The organism is Variovorax sp. dw_954 (assembly GCF_018449755.1).
Taxonomy (GTDB): Bacteria; Pseudomonadota; Gammaproteobacteria; order Burkholderiales; family Burkholderiaceae_C; genus Variovorax.
This window is the reverse complement of record NZ_JAAVVD010000016.1, coordinates 139,372-155,789: the sequence shown is the minus strand read 5'-3', so window position 1 is coordinate 155,789 and position 16,418 is coordinate 139,372. Positions and strand designations below refer to the sequence as shown.

General features: G+C 67.3%; 14 protein-coding genes. 7 read left to right on the top strand and 7 right to left on the bottom strand.

Going from position 1 to position 16,418, the window contains the following annotated elements; all coding sequences use genetic code 11:
- The first annotated feature begins 241 nt into the window (after positions 1–241).
- The gene (locus tag HB681_RS23475; protein ID WP_213957276.1) at positions 242–2,341 is read left to right on the top strand and encodes a hypothetical protein; all 2,100 of its coding nucleotides are present in this window, start codon (positions 242–244) and stop codon (positions 2,339–2,341) included.
- Between the two features lie 16 nt (positions 2,342–2,357).
- Here the strand turns inward: HB681_RS23475 and HB681_RS23470 are convergent, their stop codons facing one another.
- The gene (locus HB681_RS23470) at positions 2,358–3,740 is read right to left on the bottom strand and encodes an aminopeptidase P N-terminal domain-containing protein (RefSeq protein WP_213957275.1); all 1,383 of its coding nucleotides are present in this window, start codon (positions 3,738–3,740) and stop codon (positions 2,358–2,360) included.
- A 230-nt stretch (positions 3,741–3,970) separates the two neighbouring features.
- On the opposite strand from HB681_RS23470, the gene HB681_RS23465 reads away from it, so the two are divergent.
- Positions 3,971–6,130 (top strand): hypothetical protein, encoded by a 2,160-nt coding sequence (locus HB681_RS23465; RefSeq protein WP_213957274.1) that lies wholly within the window; start codon positions 3,971–3,973, stop codon positions 6,128–6,130.
- Positions 6,131–6,203: 73 nt separating this feature from the next.
- Here the strand turns inward: HB681_RS23465 and HB681_RS23460 are convergent, their stop codons facing one another.
- Together HB681_RS23460 and HB681_RS23455 are read right to left on the bottom strand one after the other, a co-directional pair.
- Entirely contained in the window at positions 6,204–6,896 is a 693-nt protein-coding gene (locus tag HB681_RS23460) for a nucleotidyltransferase family protein (RefSeq protein WP_213957317.1), read from the bottom strand.
- Positions 6,897–6,926: 30 nt separating this feature from the next.
- Complete coding sequence (locus tag HB681_RS23455) at positions 6,927–7,316, bottom strand: S-adenosylmethionine decarboxylase (protein ID WP_213957273.1); 390 nt, start codon at positions 7,314–7,316, stop codon at positions 6,927–6,929.
- Positions 7,317–7,444: 128 nt separating this feature from the next.
- Between HB681_RS23455 and HB681_RS23450 the strand changes: the two genes are divergently transcribed.
- From HB681_RS23450 to HB681_RS23440, 3 genes are all read left to right on the top strand, one after another.
- Complete coding sequence (locus HB681_RS23450; RefSeq protein ID WP_213957272.1) at positions 7,445–9,559, top strand: transketolase; 2,115 nt, start codon at positions 7,445–7,447, stop codon at positions 9,557–9,559.
- A gap of 29 nt (positions 9,560–9,588) precedes the next feature.
- Positions 9,589–10,587, top strand: coding sequence for a type I glyceraldehyde-3-phosphate dehydrogenase (gene gap, locus HB681_RS23445; RefSeq protein WP_213957271.1), 999 nt, complete (start codon positions 9,589–9,591; stop codon positions 10,585–10,587).
- Between the two features lie 130 nt (positions 10,588–10,717).
- Positions 10,718–11,620 carry a cytochrome c gene (locus HB681_RS23440; protein ID WP_213957270.1) on the top strand — a complete coding sequence of 301 codons (903 nt, stop codon included), beginning with the start codon at positions 10,718–10,720 and terminating at the stop codon, positions 11,618–11,620.
- A gap of 29 nt (positions 11,621–11,649) precedes the next feature.
- On the opposite strand, the gene HB681_RS23435 is transcribed toward HB681_RS23440, so the two are convergent.
- Positions 11,650–11,958, bottom strand: coding sequence for an antibiotic biosynthesis monooxygenase family protein (locus tag HB681_RS23435; protein WP_213957269.1), 309 nt, complete (start codon positions 11,956–11,958; stop codon positions 11,650–11,652).
- A 253-nt stretch (positions 11,959–12,211) separates the two neighbouring features.
- Here HB681_RS23435 and HB681_RS23430 point away from each other — a divergent pair, with 253 nt between their 5' ends.
- Entirely contained in the window at positions 12,212–13,327 is a 1,116-nt protein-coding gene (locus tag HB681_RS23430) for a YihY/virulence factor BrkB family protein (RefSeq protein WP_213957268.1), read from the top strand.
- A gap of 55 nt (positions 13,328–13,382) precedes the next feature.
- Positions 13,383–14,150, top strand: coding sequence for a trypsin-like peptidase domain-containing protein (locus tag HB681_RS23425; protein WP_213957267.1), 768 nt, complete (start codon positions 13,383–13,385; stop codon positions 14,148–14,150).
- A gap of 18 nt (positions 14,151–14,168) precedes the next feature.
- Here HB681_RS23425 and HB681_RS23420 read toward each other — a convergent pair whose 3' ends face one another.
- From HB681_RS23420 to HB681_RS23410, 3 genes are all read right to left on the bottom strand, one after another.
- Entirely contained in the window at positions 14,169–14,693 is a 525-nt protein-coding gene (locus HB681_RS23420; RefSeq protein ID WP_213957266.1) for a BON domain-containing protein, read from the bottom strand.
- A 199-nt stretch (positions 14,694–14,892) separates the two neighbouring features.
- Positions 14,893–15,111 carry a SlyX family protein gene (locus HB681_RS23415; RefSeq protein WP_213957265.1) on the bottom strand — a complete coding sequence of 73 codons (219 nt, stop codon included), beginning with the start codon at positions 15,109–15,111 and terminating at the stop codon, positions 14,893–14,895.
- 89 nt (positions 15,112–15,200) lie between these two features.
- A complete protein-coding gene (locus HB681_RS23410) occupies positions 15,201–16,313 on the bottom strand; it encodes a pirin family protein (protein ID WP_213957264.1) in 1,113 nt (370 codons plus the stop codon).
- Between the last annotated feature and the right edge of the window lie 105 nt (positions 16,314–16,418).

Genomic DNA, 16,418 nt, shown 5'->3' with positions numbered 1-16,418 from the left:
GTGCGTTGTAGGACGTGAACGCACGCTCTCGTAGTTTCTTAGGCTGCGCGGGTCTTCACGGTGGCCGAGCCCCGGTGCACCGGCCAAAAACGTCACCGTATATTTGTAACGACGACATGTTGCGGCGCAGCACACCCCTGAAAGGGTTTGAAAGTCCATTTGCCCCGGCACGGCGCATGCATGTAAAAACCGCAGCTGTCAATTGAGGGTAAGTAGTTTGAACGTAATACATAAGACATATTTGTCGGTTTTGGCGACTTTCGCGTTGGTGGGCTGTGGCGGTGGAGGTGGTGGCGGTGGAGGGATTGCCTTCGCGCCGGCCGCGACCACGTCCGGCGCGGCCGCAACTGCTGCACCGGCAACAACGGCCGCTGGCGTGTCGGCGGATGGCAAGACCATTGTTGCTGGTGGGGCCGGCGCCGCCACCGGCACCGGTGCCACGACTGGCAGTACGGCCGGAAGCACGACGGGCAGCGCGGCCGGCGGTACGACCGGCAGCGCGACCGGCAGCGCGACCGGTTCCGCCAGCACCGCCACCGGCTCAGTCCCCGCCAACACCACGACCTGCAGCACCACCAGCGCGGACATCGTCGATGCGTCGCTGAACGTAGTCCCGGCGTCCTACAAGTCCATGGCCGGCCAACTCAGCAAGGACGCGGGCATCGCGTACCGCTACGGCCCCGATTCGTCGTCCTGCGGCGCGACCAGCACCGGCCCGGCGCTGTTCAAGCGCAGCGACTCGCAACTGATCGTCCCCGGCACCGCGGTCAACAATTTCTTCTACCAGATCGGTTCGCCCTCCGGAACTGCCGGTGCCTTCTCGACCAACCAGGCGAACCTGGTGTATGTGCCCGACGACTCGGTCGCACGCGTCGGCGTGACCGACTTCCAGGTGTCGGGCTACATGTACAACACCTTCGCCCAGTTGCCGCAATTGAGCTGGACTGGCCCGCAACTCGACAGCGCAACGCTGAAGGGCTACCAGGCCGCGGGCACGATCAGCGGCAACCCGATCGCCGCGAGCCGCTGCGTCACGGCGGGCTTCTGCACCGAGAGCGTGGTCGTGTTCCAGAACGGCGTCATCGCCACGTCCGGCACCAACACCGCGACCAACCGGACCACCGTGACGCTGCCGGCCAACAAGGTGCCGACGGCGGTCGCGCTGACCAATCAAAGCGAATTCGCGCTGGTCACCGTATGGGACACGACGGCGCTCAAGGGCCAGGTCGCCGTGGTGGCGCTGGCCGGCCTGTGCGACGGCTGCAGCACGGGCAATCCGACCGGCTGGTACAACTGGTGGAACGAGTGGCTGGGCGTCTACCCCGGGCTGCCGAACGTGGGCAACATCGGCTTCATGAAGATCCTCGGCTACGTCGACCTGCCCGGCATGACGGCGCCGACGGAGATCGCGGCGACCACCGGCATGCATCCGTACAAGACCATCAAGGTCGGCGGCGGCTTCCTGGGCGCGACCAATTCGCCGCTGAGCGCCAACTGGCCGAAGTTCGCCAGCGGCGGCGCGAACTACGCCACCTATGCCAAGGGCGGCGTGGCGGTGGTGATTTCGAAGTCGGAGCAGAAGGTGGCCTTCATCGACCTGAAGCCGCTCTTCAGTTTCGTCAACAGCGTCTACTTCAGCTCGCGCAACAGCGAGACGGCCAATTTCGGCGCCGCCGACGCGCAGTGGCCCTACGCCTTCGCCAACACGGCATCGCAAACGCCGACGGTGATCAAGACGGTGTCACTCGCCAACCGGCCGACCGCGGTGAAGGCGGCGATCTCGGGTGGCGCGGTGCAGGGCTGGGTCGCCACCCAGGACGGCACGCTGCACATCTACAGCCTGGGCGGCTACGCGCCAGGTGAATCGGTCGCGAACCCGGCGGCCAGCGCCATCGCCGAGCTTGGCAGCGTCGCGGGCATCGGCCGCAACCCGACCTCGCTGGCTACCTCCCGCAACGAGCCTTCGAACAGCAGCGTCGATGCGCCGAACCAGCAAGTCATCGTGTCTTCGCGCGGCGACCGGACGGTCTCGTGGGTGCGCTTCAGCGGCAACGGCGGCAGCATCGTGCGCAGCTTCCAGCACAACCTGCTGGTGGACCCGGTGGCGGTCGACGATTCGGACAACTTCGCGAACCAGAACAACGTGCTGAGCGTGGCCGACTACAACGGCAAGTCCGTGCGCAACTACCGCTACGGTCCGGTCGTCTTCCAGGACGGCGGCGCGTGCCCGAATGCCGGTTCATGCCCGGTGCAGGCCACGGGCTCGACGCCGGTCGAGTACGGCGGCGGCATGGCCGTGGCCGGCAAGCCCTTCCAGGTGACGGGCACCAACGTGCCTTGACACACCGAAGGCGTCGTCAGCGCATCAGCGCCTCGATCTCGTCCCCGTCCACCGGCACGCCGCGCGAGATCAGTTCGCAACCGGTGGCGGTGACGATCGCATCGTCCTCGATGCGGATGCCGATGTTGTGGAACTGCTCCGGCACGCCTTCGCCGGGCCGCACGTAGATGCCCGGCTCGATGGTCAGCACCATGCCCGGTTGCAGGATGCGGCTGGGCCGGTTCTTGATGAGCTCGTTGGACAGCGGGTCCTTGCGCTCGCTCACCTCGCCGACCTGCGAGGGCTCGACGTAGCTGCCGCAGTCGTGCACGTCCATGCCGAGCCAGTGGCCGGTGCGGTGCATGTAGAAAGGAAAGTAGGCGCGCTTCTCGATCACGTCGTCGACGTTGCCGACCTTGTTGGCATCGAGCAGGCCGACGTCCAGCATGCCCTGCGACAGCACGCGCACCGTGGCGTCGTGCGGGTCGGTGAAGCGGGCGCCGGCCCTGGTCACGTCGACGGCGGCCTGCTGGCTGGCCAGCACCAGGTCGTACAGCACGCGCTGCGGGCCGGTGAACTTGCCGTTGGCCGGGAAGGTGCGGGTGATGTCGCTGGCATAGCCGTCGAGTTCGCAGCCGGCGTCGATCAGCACCAGTTCGCCGTCGCGCACCGGCGCGGCGTCGGCGCGATAGTGCAGCACGCAGGCGTTGGCGCCGGCCGCGACGATGGAGCCATAGGCCGGGTATTGCGAGCCGCCCAGGCGGAATTCGTGCAGCAGTTCGGCATCGAGGTGGTACTCGCGCACGTCCTTGCCCTCGCGCAGCATGCGGGCGCTGAGCTGCATGGCGCGGATGTGGGCGCGGGCGCTGATCTGCGCAGCGCGGCGCATGACGTCCTGCTCATGGGCGTCCTTCACGAGGCGCATCTCGTCCAGCGGGCCGCACAGGTCGCGCTGCTCCTCGGGGCACAGGGCGCCGTAGCGCACCCGCGCCCGCACGGAAGACAGCCAGCCGTCGATGCGCGATTCCAGCCCCTTGTGCGTCGCGAAGGGGTACCAGACGACGGAACGGTTTTCCAGCAGCTTGGGCAGGCGGCTGTCCAGCTCGCCGATCGCGAAGGCCTGGTCGACGCCGAGCGCGGCCGGCGCGGCTTCCGGTCCCAAACGGTAGCCATCCCAGATTTCGCGCTCCAGATCCTTGGCTGCGCAGAAGAGCGTGCTCGCGCCTTCACCGGTTAGTACTAAAAAGGCGTTTGGCTCGACAAAACCGGTCAAGTAAAAAAAGTAACTGTCGTGTCGGTACAAGAAATCGCTATCGCGATTTCGGCCATGTTCGGGTGCGGTGGGAATCACGGCAATTCCGTCCCGCCCCAATTGGGCGGCGAGCCGTGCGCGACGGTCTGAATAAAGGGTCGAAGTCATGCCTAGACGATGCCACAGGTCTGTAACAAGCGCTTGTTGTAAGCGCAGCACCCACTAACCAATTTTGAAAGTACATTTGCCGGGCAATTCGTTGCTGCCACCAAATGTTCTTTAAGTCAATTGGAAATACTACTATGTTTGTATTAAGCCGGAAAAAATTGCATCTTTTAGTATCTATTGCGGTTGCCGGGTGCGGCGGCGGAGGGGCAGGAGGCGGCGGTGGTGCTTTTGTGGCGTCCGCCGCGACCTTCAGCACGGCGGCCGAGGAGAAGTCCGCGCCAGCCACCACCGCCAGCGCGACCACGGGGAGCACTGGCGCTGTGGACATCGGCAGGTCCGTCAATAGCGGCGCCGAGGGCACGGGCGGCGGCACGATCGTCGTCGCCGGCGGAACCGGAACCGGAACAGGTTCCGGCAACAGCAGCGGGAGCAGCGGCAGCGGCGCATCCTCCGGCGTACCCATCAGCTCGACCTTCTGCAACACCACCATCACCGACGTCGTCGATGCGTCGCTCAAGGTCGTGCCGGACGCGTACCGTGCGATGGCAGGCCAGCTCAGCAAGGAGGCGGGCATCGCCTACCGCTACGGCCCCCCTGCGGCCGCCTGCGGCGCCAGCGGCGGCGTCCCGCTGTATGGCCCGCGCCCCAACAACCTCACGCTGAACTACTCCTTCATGTCTGCCGATGCCCAGAACCTGTGGCAACTCGGCAAGCAAGTGGCCAACCCGGGGCTGTATTCCAGCAACCAGGCCAACGTGGCCTTCGTTGCCGACACGCCGGCACGCGTCGGCATCACCGACTTCCAGACGACCAACCACATGCTGGGCACCTTCGCGCAACTGCCGCAGCTGAGCTGGACCCATTACGGTTCCGGCACCGACAGTGTCAGTGTGCTGGCCTACAGGAAGGCCGGCATCGTGAGCGGCAGCCCGATCGCCATCGCGCGTTGCTCGGGCCGCCGCGCCGGCTACTGCGCCTCGGGCCTGGCCGTGTTCCAGAACGGCGTGATTGGCACCCTGGGCAACAACACCGCGACCAACCAGGCGACGCTCAAGCTGCCGGCCAACAAGGTGCCGACGGGCATTGCCATGACCAACGACAGCGAGTTCGCGCTGGTCACGGTGTGGGACACGACTGCCCTGAAGGGCCAGGTGGCGGTGGTGGCGCTGGCCGGCCTGTGCAACGACTGCAGCCCGTACAACCGCAATGCCAACGGCAGCTACAGCGCCTGGTACAACTGGTGGCGGGAGTGGAGCGGCGTGTACCCCGGTTTGCCGAACGTGGGGAATATCGCCTTCATGAAGATCCTGGGCTACGTCGACCTCGTCGCGTCGGACGGCAGCGCCATGAACGCACCCACCGAGATCACCACGGCCACCGGCCTGGATCCGTTCAACACGGTCGCGGAGGCGAGGATCACGGCGGCGTTGACCAGCAACCTGGCGAAGGACGATGACCAGGCCGGCATCGGATTCATGGGCTTCACCCATCCGCTGACGGTCCAAGCCAACCGGCAGGCCTTCCTGAACGGCAATCTCTCGAAAAAGTACGCCAAGGGCGGCGTGGCGGTGGTGCTTTCCAAGTCCGAGAAGAAGGTCGCCTTCCTCGACCTGAAGCCGCTGTTCAGCTACGTCAACAGCGTGTATTTCGGTGGCGACATCGGCGCCTTCAACACGCGCATGGCCAGCCTCGGCCAGGCCGACAACCAGTGGCCGTACACCTTCGCCAACCAGCCGAGGCAGGCGCCGACCGTGGTGAAGATGATCTCCCTGTCCGACAAGCCGACCGCGGTGAAGACCACCGTGTGGGGGCCGAACCAGCGCGCCTGGATCGCAACGCAGGATGGAACGCTGCGTGTGTACAGCCTCGGCGGCTATGCGCCGGGCGGCATCGCGGCGACGCCGGCAGCCAGGGACATTGCCGAGTTGCCGCAGTTCGCGATCAAGGTCGGCCGCAACCCGACCTCGCTGGGAATCTCGCGCGGCGAGCCGGAAGACCCGGACATCTACAGCCCCGAGCAGCAGTACGCCGACCAGAACAAGCAGGTGCTCGTGAACTCGCGGGGCGATCGCAAGATCACCTGGGTTCGCTTCGGCGCCAACAGCAGCAGCATCGTGCGCACCTTGCAGGACCCGCGCATGCAGGACCCGATCACCATCGAGGACGCGGACAACTTCGCGAACTGGGCCTTCGTGCTCACAGTGGCCGACTACGAGGGCAAGGCGGTGCACAACTTCCGCTACGGCCCGGTGCTCTTCATCGACGACATTGCCTGCCCGAGGCCCACGGGCTGCCCCGTGGAGCCGACCAACGGGGTCAAGATCGAATACGCCGGCAAGATGGACCTGCAGGGCAAGCCGTTCCAGTTGACCGGGACGAACGTGCCGTAGCGCGCAGCCGCAGACGGTGGTGCGGCACGGCATGGCGATCCGACGCAGTGATGCGTTCGATCGCGCAGTCGTATCAGGCGGGCCGTTCTTCCGGGGCGTTCAGCTGGGCCAGCCGCTCCGGTGTCCCGACATCGGTCCACGCGCCCGTGTAGAGCTCGGCGCTGACGCGGCCGGCAGCCATCGCGGCGCGCAGCAACGGCGCCAGCGCGGCCTTCTCGCCCTCGGGATTGCCGGCGGGAATGGCGCACCAGGGCGGCGCGAACAGGGCCGCGCGGTACAGCGCGATCGTGGAGAAGGTGTACTTGTGCGCGGCCTCGCTCAACGCGAGGCCATCGTCCGCAATGCCGAAATCCCCCCGCGGGTTGTGCGCGGGATTGGGGACGAGCCACAGGTGGGCCAGCATCCCGCCCGCCCGGAATCGCGCGACGGCTTCCTGGGTGAAGCGGAAGTCCGGTGCGTAGACATCGCCAGCCGCGACCCAGAAGACCTCATCCAGCAAAGGCAGTGCACGCACCACGCCGCCGGCCGTCTCCAGCGCGCCGCCGAAATCGCGGCCCTCGTGGGAATAGGTCACTGACGGCCCGAAGCGGCTGGCGATCTGCTCGCCGAGCCACGCGGTGTTCACCACCAGGTCGGTGAAGCCGCCCGCCGCCAGCGCCTCCATCGGCCATTGCATCAGCGGCTTGCCGTGCACCTCCAGCAGGGGCTTGGGCATGGTGTCGGTCAGGGGGCGCATGCGCTCGCCGCGGCCGGCGGCGAGGATCATTGCTGTCGCATTCATCGAATTTCGAGGTCCTCAGGCGTTCGCCGCCGCCAGCCTGCCGCGCGTCACCGCATGGCGCTCGACATGGGTCGGCGCGAACAGGGCCAGCAAGCGTTCCATCAACGCATGCGCCTTGTCCGAATGGTCGCCGCCGAAGTTGCAGACGTAGACATCGAGCGTCACGGCAAGCTGCTCCGGCCAGGTGTGGATGCACAGGTGCGATTCGGCAAGCAACACGGTGGCCGTGACGCCGCCGGCGCCTTGTGCGGTCGATGGAAAGGTATGGAAAAGCCGAGCCACGCCCTGCAGGCCCGCCGCCTCGACGGCTTCGACGCACACGGCGCTCAACGCCTGTGCATCGAGCATCCAGCGCGCTTCGCATTGGCAATCGTGAAGGTCGGCGGTAAGTTGCAGGCCGTGCATGCGCGGCACTCTAGCAGGCTGTTGGCAGGCCGCCCGCAGCCCACTGGCAGCCCTTCCGGGCGGGCCGGGGGGCTCGGTCGCTAAAATCGCGGGCTCCCCCCAATCCCCCTCCTCGAAAGCCTTCCCAAATGGCCAACCAAGCCCTGATGGCCAACGCGATCCGCGCGTTGGCAATGGACGCCGTGCAAACCGCCAACTCGGGCCACCCGGGTGCGCCGATGGGCATGGCCGACATGGCCGTCGCGCTCTGGGGCGAACACCTGCAGTTCAACCCGACCAACCCGCACTGGGCCAACCGCGACCGCTTCATCCTGTCGAACGGCCATGCGTCGATGCTGCAGTACGCCGTGCTGCACCTCACCGGCTATGACCTGCCGATCGAGCAACTCAAGCACTTCCGCCAGCTGCACAGCAAGACGCCGGGCCACCCCGAAGTCGACGTCACGCCCGGCGTGGAAACCACCACCGGCCCGCTCGGCCAGGGCATTGCCAACGCGGTCGGCTTCGCGCTCGCCGAGAAGCTGCTGGCCAGCGAGTTCAACCGCAGCGGCCACGACATCGTCGACCACCACACCTACGTCTTCCTGGGCGACGGCTGCATGATGGAAGGCATCAGCCACGAGGCCTGCGCCATCGCCGGCGCCTGGCGCCTGGGCAAGCTGATCGCGCTGTACGACGACAACGGCATCAGCATCGACGGCCAGGTCAAGCCCTGGTTCATCGACAACACCCCGGAGCGCTTCAAGGCCTACGGCTGGCATGTGATCGGCCCGATCGAAGGCAACGACGCCGCCGAAGTGTCGAAGGCCATCAGCGAAGCCAAGGCGCACGGCGCCAGCGCGAACCAGCCCACGCTGATCGTCTGCAAGACGGTGATCGGCAAGGGCAGCCCGAACCGTGCCGGCACCGCCAAGGCCCACGGCGAGGCGCTGGGCGCCGATGAAATCAAGCTCACGCGCGAAGCGATCGGCTGGCCCTACCCGGCCTTCGAAGTCCCGGCCGAGGTGTATGCCGACTGGGATGGGAAGGAACGCGGCGCGAAGGAAGAAGCGGCCTGGAACGAAAAGTTCGCTTCCTACGGCGCGGCGCACCCCGCGCTGGCCGCTGAGTTCACCCGCCGCATGAAGGGCGAGCTGCCGGCCGACTTCAACCAGGTCGCCTTCGACACCGTGGTCGCGGCCCACACCAAGGCCGAGACGGTCGCCTCGCGCAAGGCTTCGCAACTGGCGCTGGAGTCCTTCACGGCCGCCCTGCCCGAGATGCTCGGCGGCAGCGCCGACCTGACCGGCTCCAACCTCACCAACACCAAAAGCACGCCGGCCCTGCGCTTCGACGCCAAGGGCGATGTGGTCCTGACCGCGCCAGTGGCGCAGCCCGACCAGGGCGCCGAAGACGAGTCCAGGCCGGCCAGCACCACCAACGGCGCCGAGCCGGCGCACGGCCAGATCGGCCGCCACATCAACTACGGCGTGCGCGAGTTCGGCATGGCCGCGATCATGAACGGCGTGGCGCTGCACGGCGGCTACATCCCCTACGGCGGCACCTTCCTCACCTTCAGCGACTACAGCCGCAATGCGATCCGCATGGCCGCGCTGATGAAGCGTCGCATCATCCACGTGTTCACGCACGACTCCATCGGCCTGGGCGAAGACGGCCCGACGCACCAGTCGATCGAGCATGCGGCGTCGCTGCGCCTGATTCCCAACCTGGACGTCTGGCGTCCGGGCGACACGGCTGAAACCGCAGTGGCATGGGCCGTGGCGTTGCAGACGCAGGGCCGCCCGAGCGCGCTGCTGCTGTCGCGCCAGAACATCGCCTATGCGGCGAAGTCGGACCTGGCCGACATCAGCAAGGGCGCCTACGTGCTCAGCGAACCGGCCGACGTTGGCCTGAAGAAGAAGGCCAAGGCCGTGCTGATCGCCACCGGTTCCGAAGTGCAGCACGCCATCGCGGCGCAAAAACTGCTTGCGGAAAAGAAGATCCCGGTGCGCGTGGTCTCCATGCCCAGCACGTCGGTGTTCGACCGCCAGAGCAAGGCCTACAAGAAGGCCGTGCTGCCGGCCGGCCTGCCGCGCATCGCCGTCGAGATGGGCGTGACGGACGGCTGGTGGAAGTACGGCTGCGCGGCCGTCGTCGGCATCGACACCTTCGGCGAATCGGCACCGGCGCCGGCGCTGTTCAAGCACTTCGGCTTCACGCCCGAGAACGTGGCGGACACGGTTCGCGCCGTGCTCGCGAAGTAACCCTTTTTCAAGCAACCAAGGAGCTATCTGTGGCAATCAAGATCGGTATCAACGGCTTCGGCCGCATCGGACGCATGGTTTTTCGTGCAGCCGTGCAGAATTTCAGGGACGTCGAAGTGGTCGGCATCAACGACCTCCTCGAACCCGAATACCTGGCCTACATGCTGCAGTACGACTCCGTGCATGGCCGCTTCAAGGGCGAGGTCTCGGTCGACGGCAACACGCTCGTCGTCAACGGCAAGAAGATCCGCCTGACGCAGGAACGCGACCCGGCCAACCTCAAGTGGGGCGACATCGGCGCCGACATCGTGATCGAAGCCACCGGCCTGTTCCTCACCAAGGAAACCGGCCAGAAGCACATCGACGCGGGCGCCAAGAAGGTCGTGATGTCGGCGCCGAGCAAGGACGACACGCCGATGTACGTCTACGGCGTCAACGACAACACCTACAAGGGCGAAGCCATCATCAGCAACGCCAGCTGCACCACCAACTGCCTGGCCCCGGTGGCCAAGGTGCTGCACGACAAGTGGGGCATCAAGCGCGGCCTGATGACCACCGTGCACGCCACCACCGCCACGCAGAAGACCGTCGACGGCCCGAGCAACAAGGACTGGCGCGGCGGCCGCGGCATCCTGGAAAACATCATCCCCTCGAGCACCGGCGCGGCCAAGGCCGTGGGCGTGGTGATCCCGTCGCTCAACAAGAAGCTGACCGGCATGAGCTTCCGCGTGCCGACCTCCGACGTGTCGGTGGTCGACCTGGTGGTCGAGCTGGAAACGGCCGCCACCTACGCCGAGATCTGCGCCGAGATGAAGGCCCAATCCGAAGGCGCGCTCAAGGGCGTGCTGGGCTACACGGAAGACAAGGTCGTCTCGACCGACTTCCGCGGCGAGCCGCGCACCTCGGTGTTCGACGCCGACGCCGGCATCGCGCTGGATGGCACCTTCGTCAAGGTCGTGAGCTGGTACGACAACGAGTGGGGCTACTCGAACAAGGTGCTCGAGATGGTGCGCGTGGTAGCCAAGTAAGCCCACCCGGAATCAACTGTGCAAGGCGCGCCTGGCGACAGGCGCGCTTTTCTTTTGGCAGCTTCGGCGAGTGACGCATTGCGCGAACTCGGCAAGCATCCGCGTCTTGTCCAAGAACAGGGCCGCGTCGATGTCCCTCTCCACGAAGAAATGGCTGCGCCGGGTCGGCGTGGTGGCGTTGCTCCTGCTCGTGCTCGCAGCGGCGGCCATCTGGCTGGGCCTGCAAATGGCCGATCGCAAGATGCAGCGCAAGCTCGACATTCCGGTGCAGGCCGTTGCGCTGCGCGACGACGCGGCGGCGGTCGCACGGGGGCAATACCTGTTCCAGTCGCGTGGCTGCGCGGATTGCCATGGCGCCAATGGCGGCGGGCGCGTCTTCATCGACGACCCGAAGACCGGCATGCGCGTGGCCGGTCCGCACATCAGCCCGGGCCCGGGCAGCGTCACCGCGGGCTACCAGCCGGTCGACTGGGTGCGGGCGATCCGGCACGGCGTCAGTCCGGCCGGCCGCGCCCTGATCGTCATGCCCAGCGAGGACTACAACCGCTACACCGACGATGACCTCGCGTCACTCATCGCCTGGCTGCGCTCGATGCCGGCGGCGCAAGGCGGCGCCGCGGTGCTGGATCTTCCGCTGCCGGTGCGCGTGATGTACGGCTTTGGCCTGATCCAGGATGCCGCCGCGAAGATCGACCACAAGCTGCCGCCGCCCGCGCCCGTGGCGCAGGGTGTGTCGCGCGAGCACGGCGCCTATGTGGCGAACATGTGCCTGGGCTGCCACGGCCCGACGCTGGCCGGCGGCAAGGTGCCCGGCGGCCCGCCCGACTGGCCGCCGGCCGCGCGCCTTGCGCCCGGCGAGGGCTCGGTGATGGCCCGTTACCCCGATGCCGCCAGCCTTACCCACCTGTTCCGCACCGGCAAGCGCGCCGACGGCTCGGAAGTGAAGGTGATGCCCTTCGAATCGCTGGGCAAGATGAGCGACACCGACCTGCAGGCGCTGCACCTCTACCTGCAATCGCTGCAGAAGGGCTGAGCGGCGCGCAGCGCGCGGGCGAGGAGCGCTTACACCGGCGAGAGCACGTGGATGACGCGGCTCTCCAGCATCTCCTTCGTCTTCGCTCCATAGGCCGCCATGTGCGGCGCGGCGGCATGGGCCTTGAGCGCGTCCAGCGTCTCCCATTTCTCGACGACCACGAAGGTGTCGTCACCGAAGGTTCCGCGCGAGGGTGGCATGCCGGCGGCGTCGATGGTTGCGACGTATTCGATGCAACCGGCTTCGGCCAGCACCGCCGGGCGGTTGGCGGCGAAGGCTTCGAGCACCTGGGCGCGCTGGCCGGACTTGGCGGTGATGATGGCGACGACGTGGATCATGATGGACTGTGGCTCCGTGGTGGTGGATGGTGGCCGCCCGCTGGAATAACCGGCAGCGGCCCGCGTCGAATCTAGACGAACGGCGCCATCCGCGCTGTCGCGCTCGCGGCCCGCGCCTTTGGCCTACTCGCGGAGTCTGGTTCGACGCACGCCAACAAGCCGTGCGCCGCCGGACAGTGGCTGCTCACGCAACGCGGGAACGCCCTGAGCGCCGCCCGGTCGCCCGAGCCGCTCGCAGCGTGGAGGTTACGCAATGAGCCCGAAGCAACTGTATGAACTCTGCCGCGATGCCGTCTCGGCCTGGGTCGACGACTTTGCGCCGAGCATGGGCGCGGCGATCTCGTACTACACGATGTTCTCGCTCGCGCCCTTGCTAGTGATTGTGATCGCGGTGGCCGGCGCCCTGTTCGGGCGTGAAGCGGTGCAGGGAGAAATCGTTGAGCAACTGGGCGGCCTGATCGGCCACGACGGCGCCACCGCCGTGCAGGGCCTGGTGGCGAGCGCGAGCGAGCCCAGGCGCGGCCTCATCGCGGGCGGCATCAGCATCGCCGTGTTGCTGGTCGGCGCAACCACCGTGTTCGCCGAGTTGCAAAGCGCCCTGGACCGCATCTGGCATGTGCCCGCCTCCGAGAAGCCGAGCGGCGTGTGGGCGCTGCTGCGTGCGCGGGTGCTGTCCTTCGGCCTGATCCTCGGGCTGGCCTTCCTGCTGATGGTGTCGCTGCTCGTGAGCGCCGGCCTGGCCGTGCTGGGCAACTGGACAGGCGGGCTGATGCCGGGCTGGGAACTGCTGCTGCAGGGCGTCAACATCCTGATCTCGGTGTCGGTGAGCGCGCTGCTGTTCGCGATGATCTTCAAGTTCATGCCGACCGCGCCCATCGCCTGGCGCGACGTGTGGATCGGCGCCGCAGTGACGGCGGTGCTGTTCGAAGTCGGCAAATTCCTGATTGGCCTCTATCTCGGCAAGAGCGGCATGACCGAGTCCTTCGCCGCCGCCGGCTCGCTGGTGGTGCTGCTGGCCTGGGTCTACTACGCGGCGCAGATCTTCCTGCTGGGGGCCGAGTTCACCAAGGTCTATGCCAACGCGCACGGCTCCGTGGCCGGCGCCAAGGCGGTCGCCGCCACCGAGCATGCGGCACAGGTCCACAAGGAAGGCACCGATGCATTGACGAAGCCCGTGCCGCCGCCGGCCGGCAACGCGGCCGTGGTGCGCACCGAGCAGGCCGAGCGCGAAGTCTCGAAGCGCCTCGACGCGGCCACCCAGGCGCTGGCCCGGCAGGTTGCGGCCTTCGCCGTCGCGTCGCTCGCCGGCGCGATCCTCACGCGGTGGCAGAAGCGGCGGCGCCAGCACATGCGCCGGCAGCGGATCTAGTGTTCAATAGCCCACCAGCGCCGCGATCCTGCGGTGTCGGCACCTGAAAGTCCCCATGGCCGAGTCGCTGCTCCTTTCCACCGCCCGCGTCTCGACCTTCGACGGAGACCGGCTCCTCACCGGCGCGAGCGGCTTCTTCTTCGAGCGCGACGATCGCCTCTTCTTCGTTACCAGCCGCCACGTGGTGATCGACGCGCCGACCAAGCATTTCCCCAATCGCATCGAGATCGAGCTGCACACCGACGCGGTCGACCTGACACGCTCCACCGCCATCTCGGTTTGGCTCTACGTGGACGGCAAGAGCGCCTGGCGCCAGGGCAGCGACATGGGCGGCGAGATCGACGTGGCCGCCATCGAGATCCCGCGTGCGGCGTTGCCGTCGAATGCCGCGATGTTCGCCTTCACGCCCCGGCACCTGCCGCGCTCGCTCGATGAGGTGGAGGTCGGCAGCGTGCTGTTGATCGTGGGCTTTCCGCTGGGCTTCCATGACGTGGTGCATCACCTGCCGGTGGTGCGCCAGGCGGTGGTGGCGTCGGCCTTCGGCGTGCGTTTCCAGGGGCAGGGTTTCTTCCTCACCGATGCACGCACCCACCGGGGCACCAGCGGGGCGCCGGTGGTCAAGCGCGTCCCGGCCGCCGGCGGCAAGCTGCCGTGGACGCTGCTGGGTGTGCATTCCGCGCGCATGGACATGAGCACGCGGGACCTGCAACTGGACGAGTCGCTGGGTCTCAACAGCGCCTGGTATGCGGACATCCTGATGACGCTGACGGCAGCCCCTGCCAGCGCGAATGCTGCCCAGGTCCAGGCGCAGGGTGCGAAGTAGGGCGGCGCTGCCAGGCGATCACATGGATCGCACTTCAAGCTGGTTGTCGACCGAGGCGACGCCGCTCACCGACCTGGCAATGTCGCTGGCGCGTGCCTTGGCTTGGGCGCTGGGCGCCGGCCCGACCAGCTTGACCGCGCCCGCGCGAGTCTCGACGTTGATTTGGCGCGCGCTCAGTTCCGTGTCCTTGGCGAGGCCGGCCGAGACGGATGCCGTGATCGCCGCATCGTCCACCTTCGCGGAAGCGACGGTGCCCACGTTCTTCAGCGCATCGACGACCTTGCTGGCGTCCTCGCGCACCTGGGGCGACTTGGCGAAGGCGACCGTCTGGTCGCGCGCCTTCTCGGCCAGGTCGGCCGCCTTGTTCGCGACGGCGACGGTGGCGTCGCGGGTCTTGTCGATCGCAGCATCCACTTGCGCGCGGTCGGGCGCGCTCACGGGGCGGTTGTCGGTGACCGGGCGGTTGTCGCAGGCTGTCAGCGACAGCGCGCTGGCCAGCAGCAATGCAGCCAAAGGCAACGGGAGGATGGATTTCGAGGTCATGCCTGCATGCTCGAATGGCCGGGCCGCAGCGGCAAGCCGGGTCATTCGCCAGCGCCTGTAGGACCGCGCCGCCGGTGCATCAGCGCGGGTCAATCACGTCATCGATCCGTCATGCCGATCAGGCACGCGGCTCGGAGATGCGGCCCGGTCTCGCGGCTCCTCGCGTGCAGCGGGCCGGGTTCGACCCGACCCTGAGGGCTCAATAGTGCGGCGGCAGCTCGTCGCGCAAGTTGCGCGGCGCGCCGGTGCCGGCTTCTGCGCCTTGCTGCCGCAGCAGCGCCACCTGTTCGACGAGGCTGTCGATCTGCTGCTGCTGCCGGTAGATGACCATGTTGAGCTGGTCCAGCAGGTCATCGGCATAGCTCGCCTTGATCTCCAGTTCGTTCAGGCGGCGTATGACATCTTGCGGTTGTTCCATGCCGCTATTGGATCACCTGGTCCACCGAATCACCGGAATAGGAGGGTGCTGTCCACCCTCAGCGCCCATTTCAATGATTCAGCGGCCGCTCATGCCGGTCGTTCCTCGCGCCCGTCCGGATGCCGGGCGAACCGTGCCGGGTCGCGCCCGTGCACCGGCGCCTCATCAGGCCACGGCCAGCCGCCGAACTGGGTGCGGCGGAAGTCATGCATCGCCTGCTGGATCTCGGCCTGCGTGTTCATCACGAACGGGCCGTACTGCGCAACCGGCTCCGCGATCGGCCGGCCCTGCAGCACCAGGAACTCGGACACCGTGTCGGGGCCGTTCACCAGCTCGACCTCCTCCGAGGCGCGCAGTTCGACCATCGCGGGGCGATCGACCTCCTCGCCCGCAATGCGGACCGACTGGCCCTTGAAGAAATAAAGCGCCCGCCGCGTGCCCTTGCCCGTCGCGGCCGGCAGCGTCCAGCGCGCGCCGGGCGACATGCGCAGAGTCCAGATCGCGACATCTGCATCGGGCTGGGCGGCCCAGGAATCGGGTGGCGGCGCGAGCGGGCCGCCTTCGCCCGGCTTGCCGTCGACCGGGCCGATGCGGCCGGCCACGCTGGACACGTCGGTGGTCCGGCCGGCTTCGTCGGTGGCGGTGAAATGCGGGATGTCCTCGGCCCAGAACATCGTGAAGTGCGGCGCCACCATCTTGTTGCGCGCGGGCAGGTTGAGCCAGATCTGGAACAACTCCAGCGGATTGGGCGCGGCCACGTCCATCAGCGGGAACATCTCCGAATGCACGATGCCCTTGCCAGCGGTGAGCCACTGTACGTCGCCGCCGCCGAAGCGGGCCGCCGCGCCGAGCGAATCCGAATGGTCGATCAGGCCCTTGCGAACGATGGTCACCGTCTCGAAGCCGCGGTGCGGGTGCCCCGGAAAGCCCGGCACCGGGTTGCCGTGGTACATGCTCCAGCCGTCCTTGCGGCTGAAGTCGCTGCCGAGGCTGCGCCCGGCCAGCAGGGCGTCGTCGACGGCCATCTGGCCGTTGCCCTGGGGATAGGCGTCGTCGTGGTAGGCGCAGAACAGGAAGGGGTCGATCGTCCCCCACGGAAAGCCCAGGGGCTTGATCTGGACGATGGGGCTCGCAAATATCGTGGACACGGCAAGGTCTCCTTGAGTGGCACGGCGCGCAGCAATGTCGAGCGCGTCCGGCATGCACAACACATGGGGGCGGGATTTTGCGCGAAAAGGGGCCGGCGCGGGACACTGCGATCCGTCAGCAGGACGATGCGCGCCCGGCGCGGCGTGCACAACCCCGCG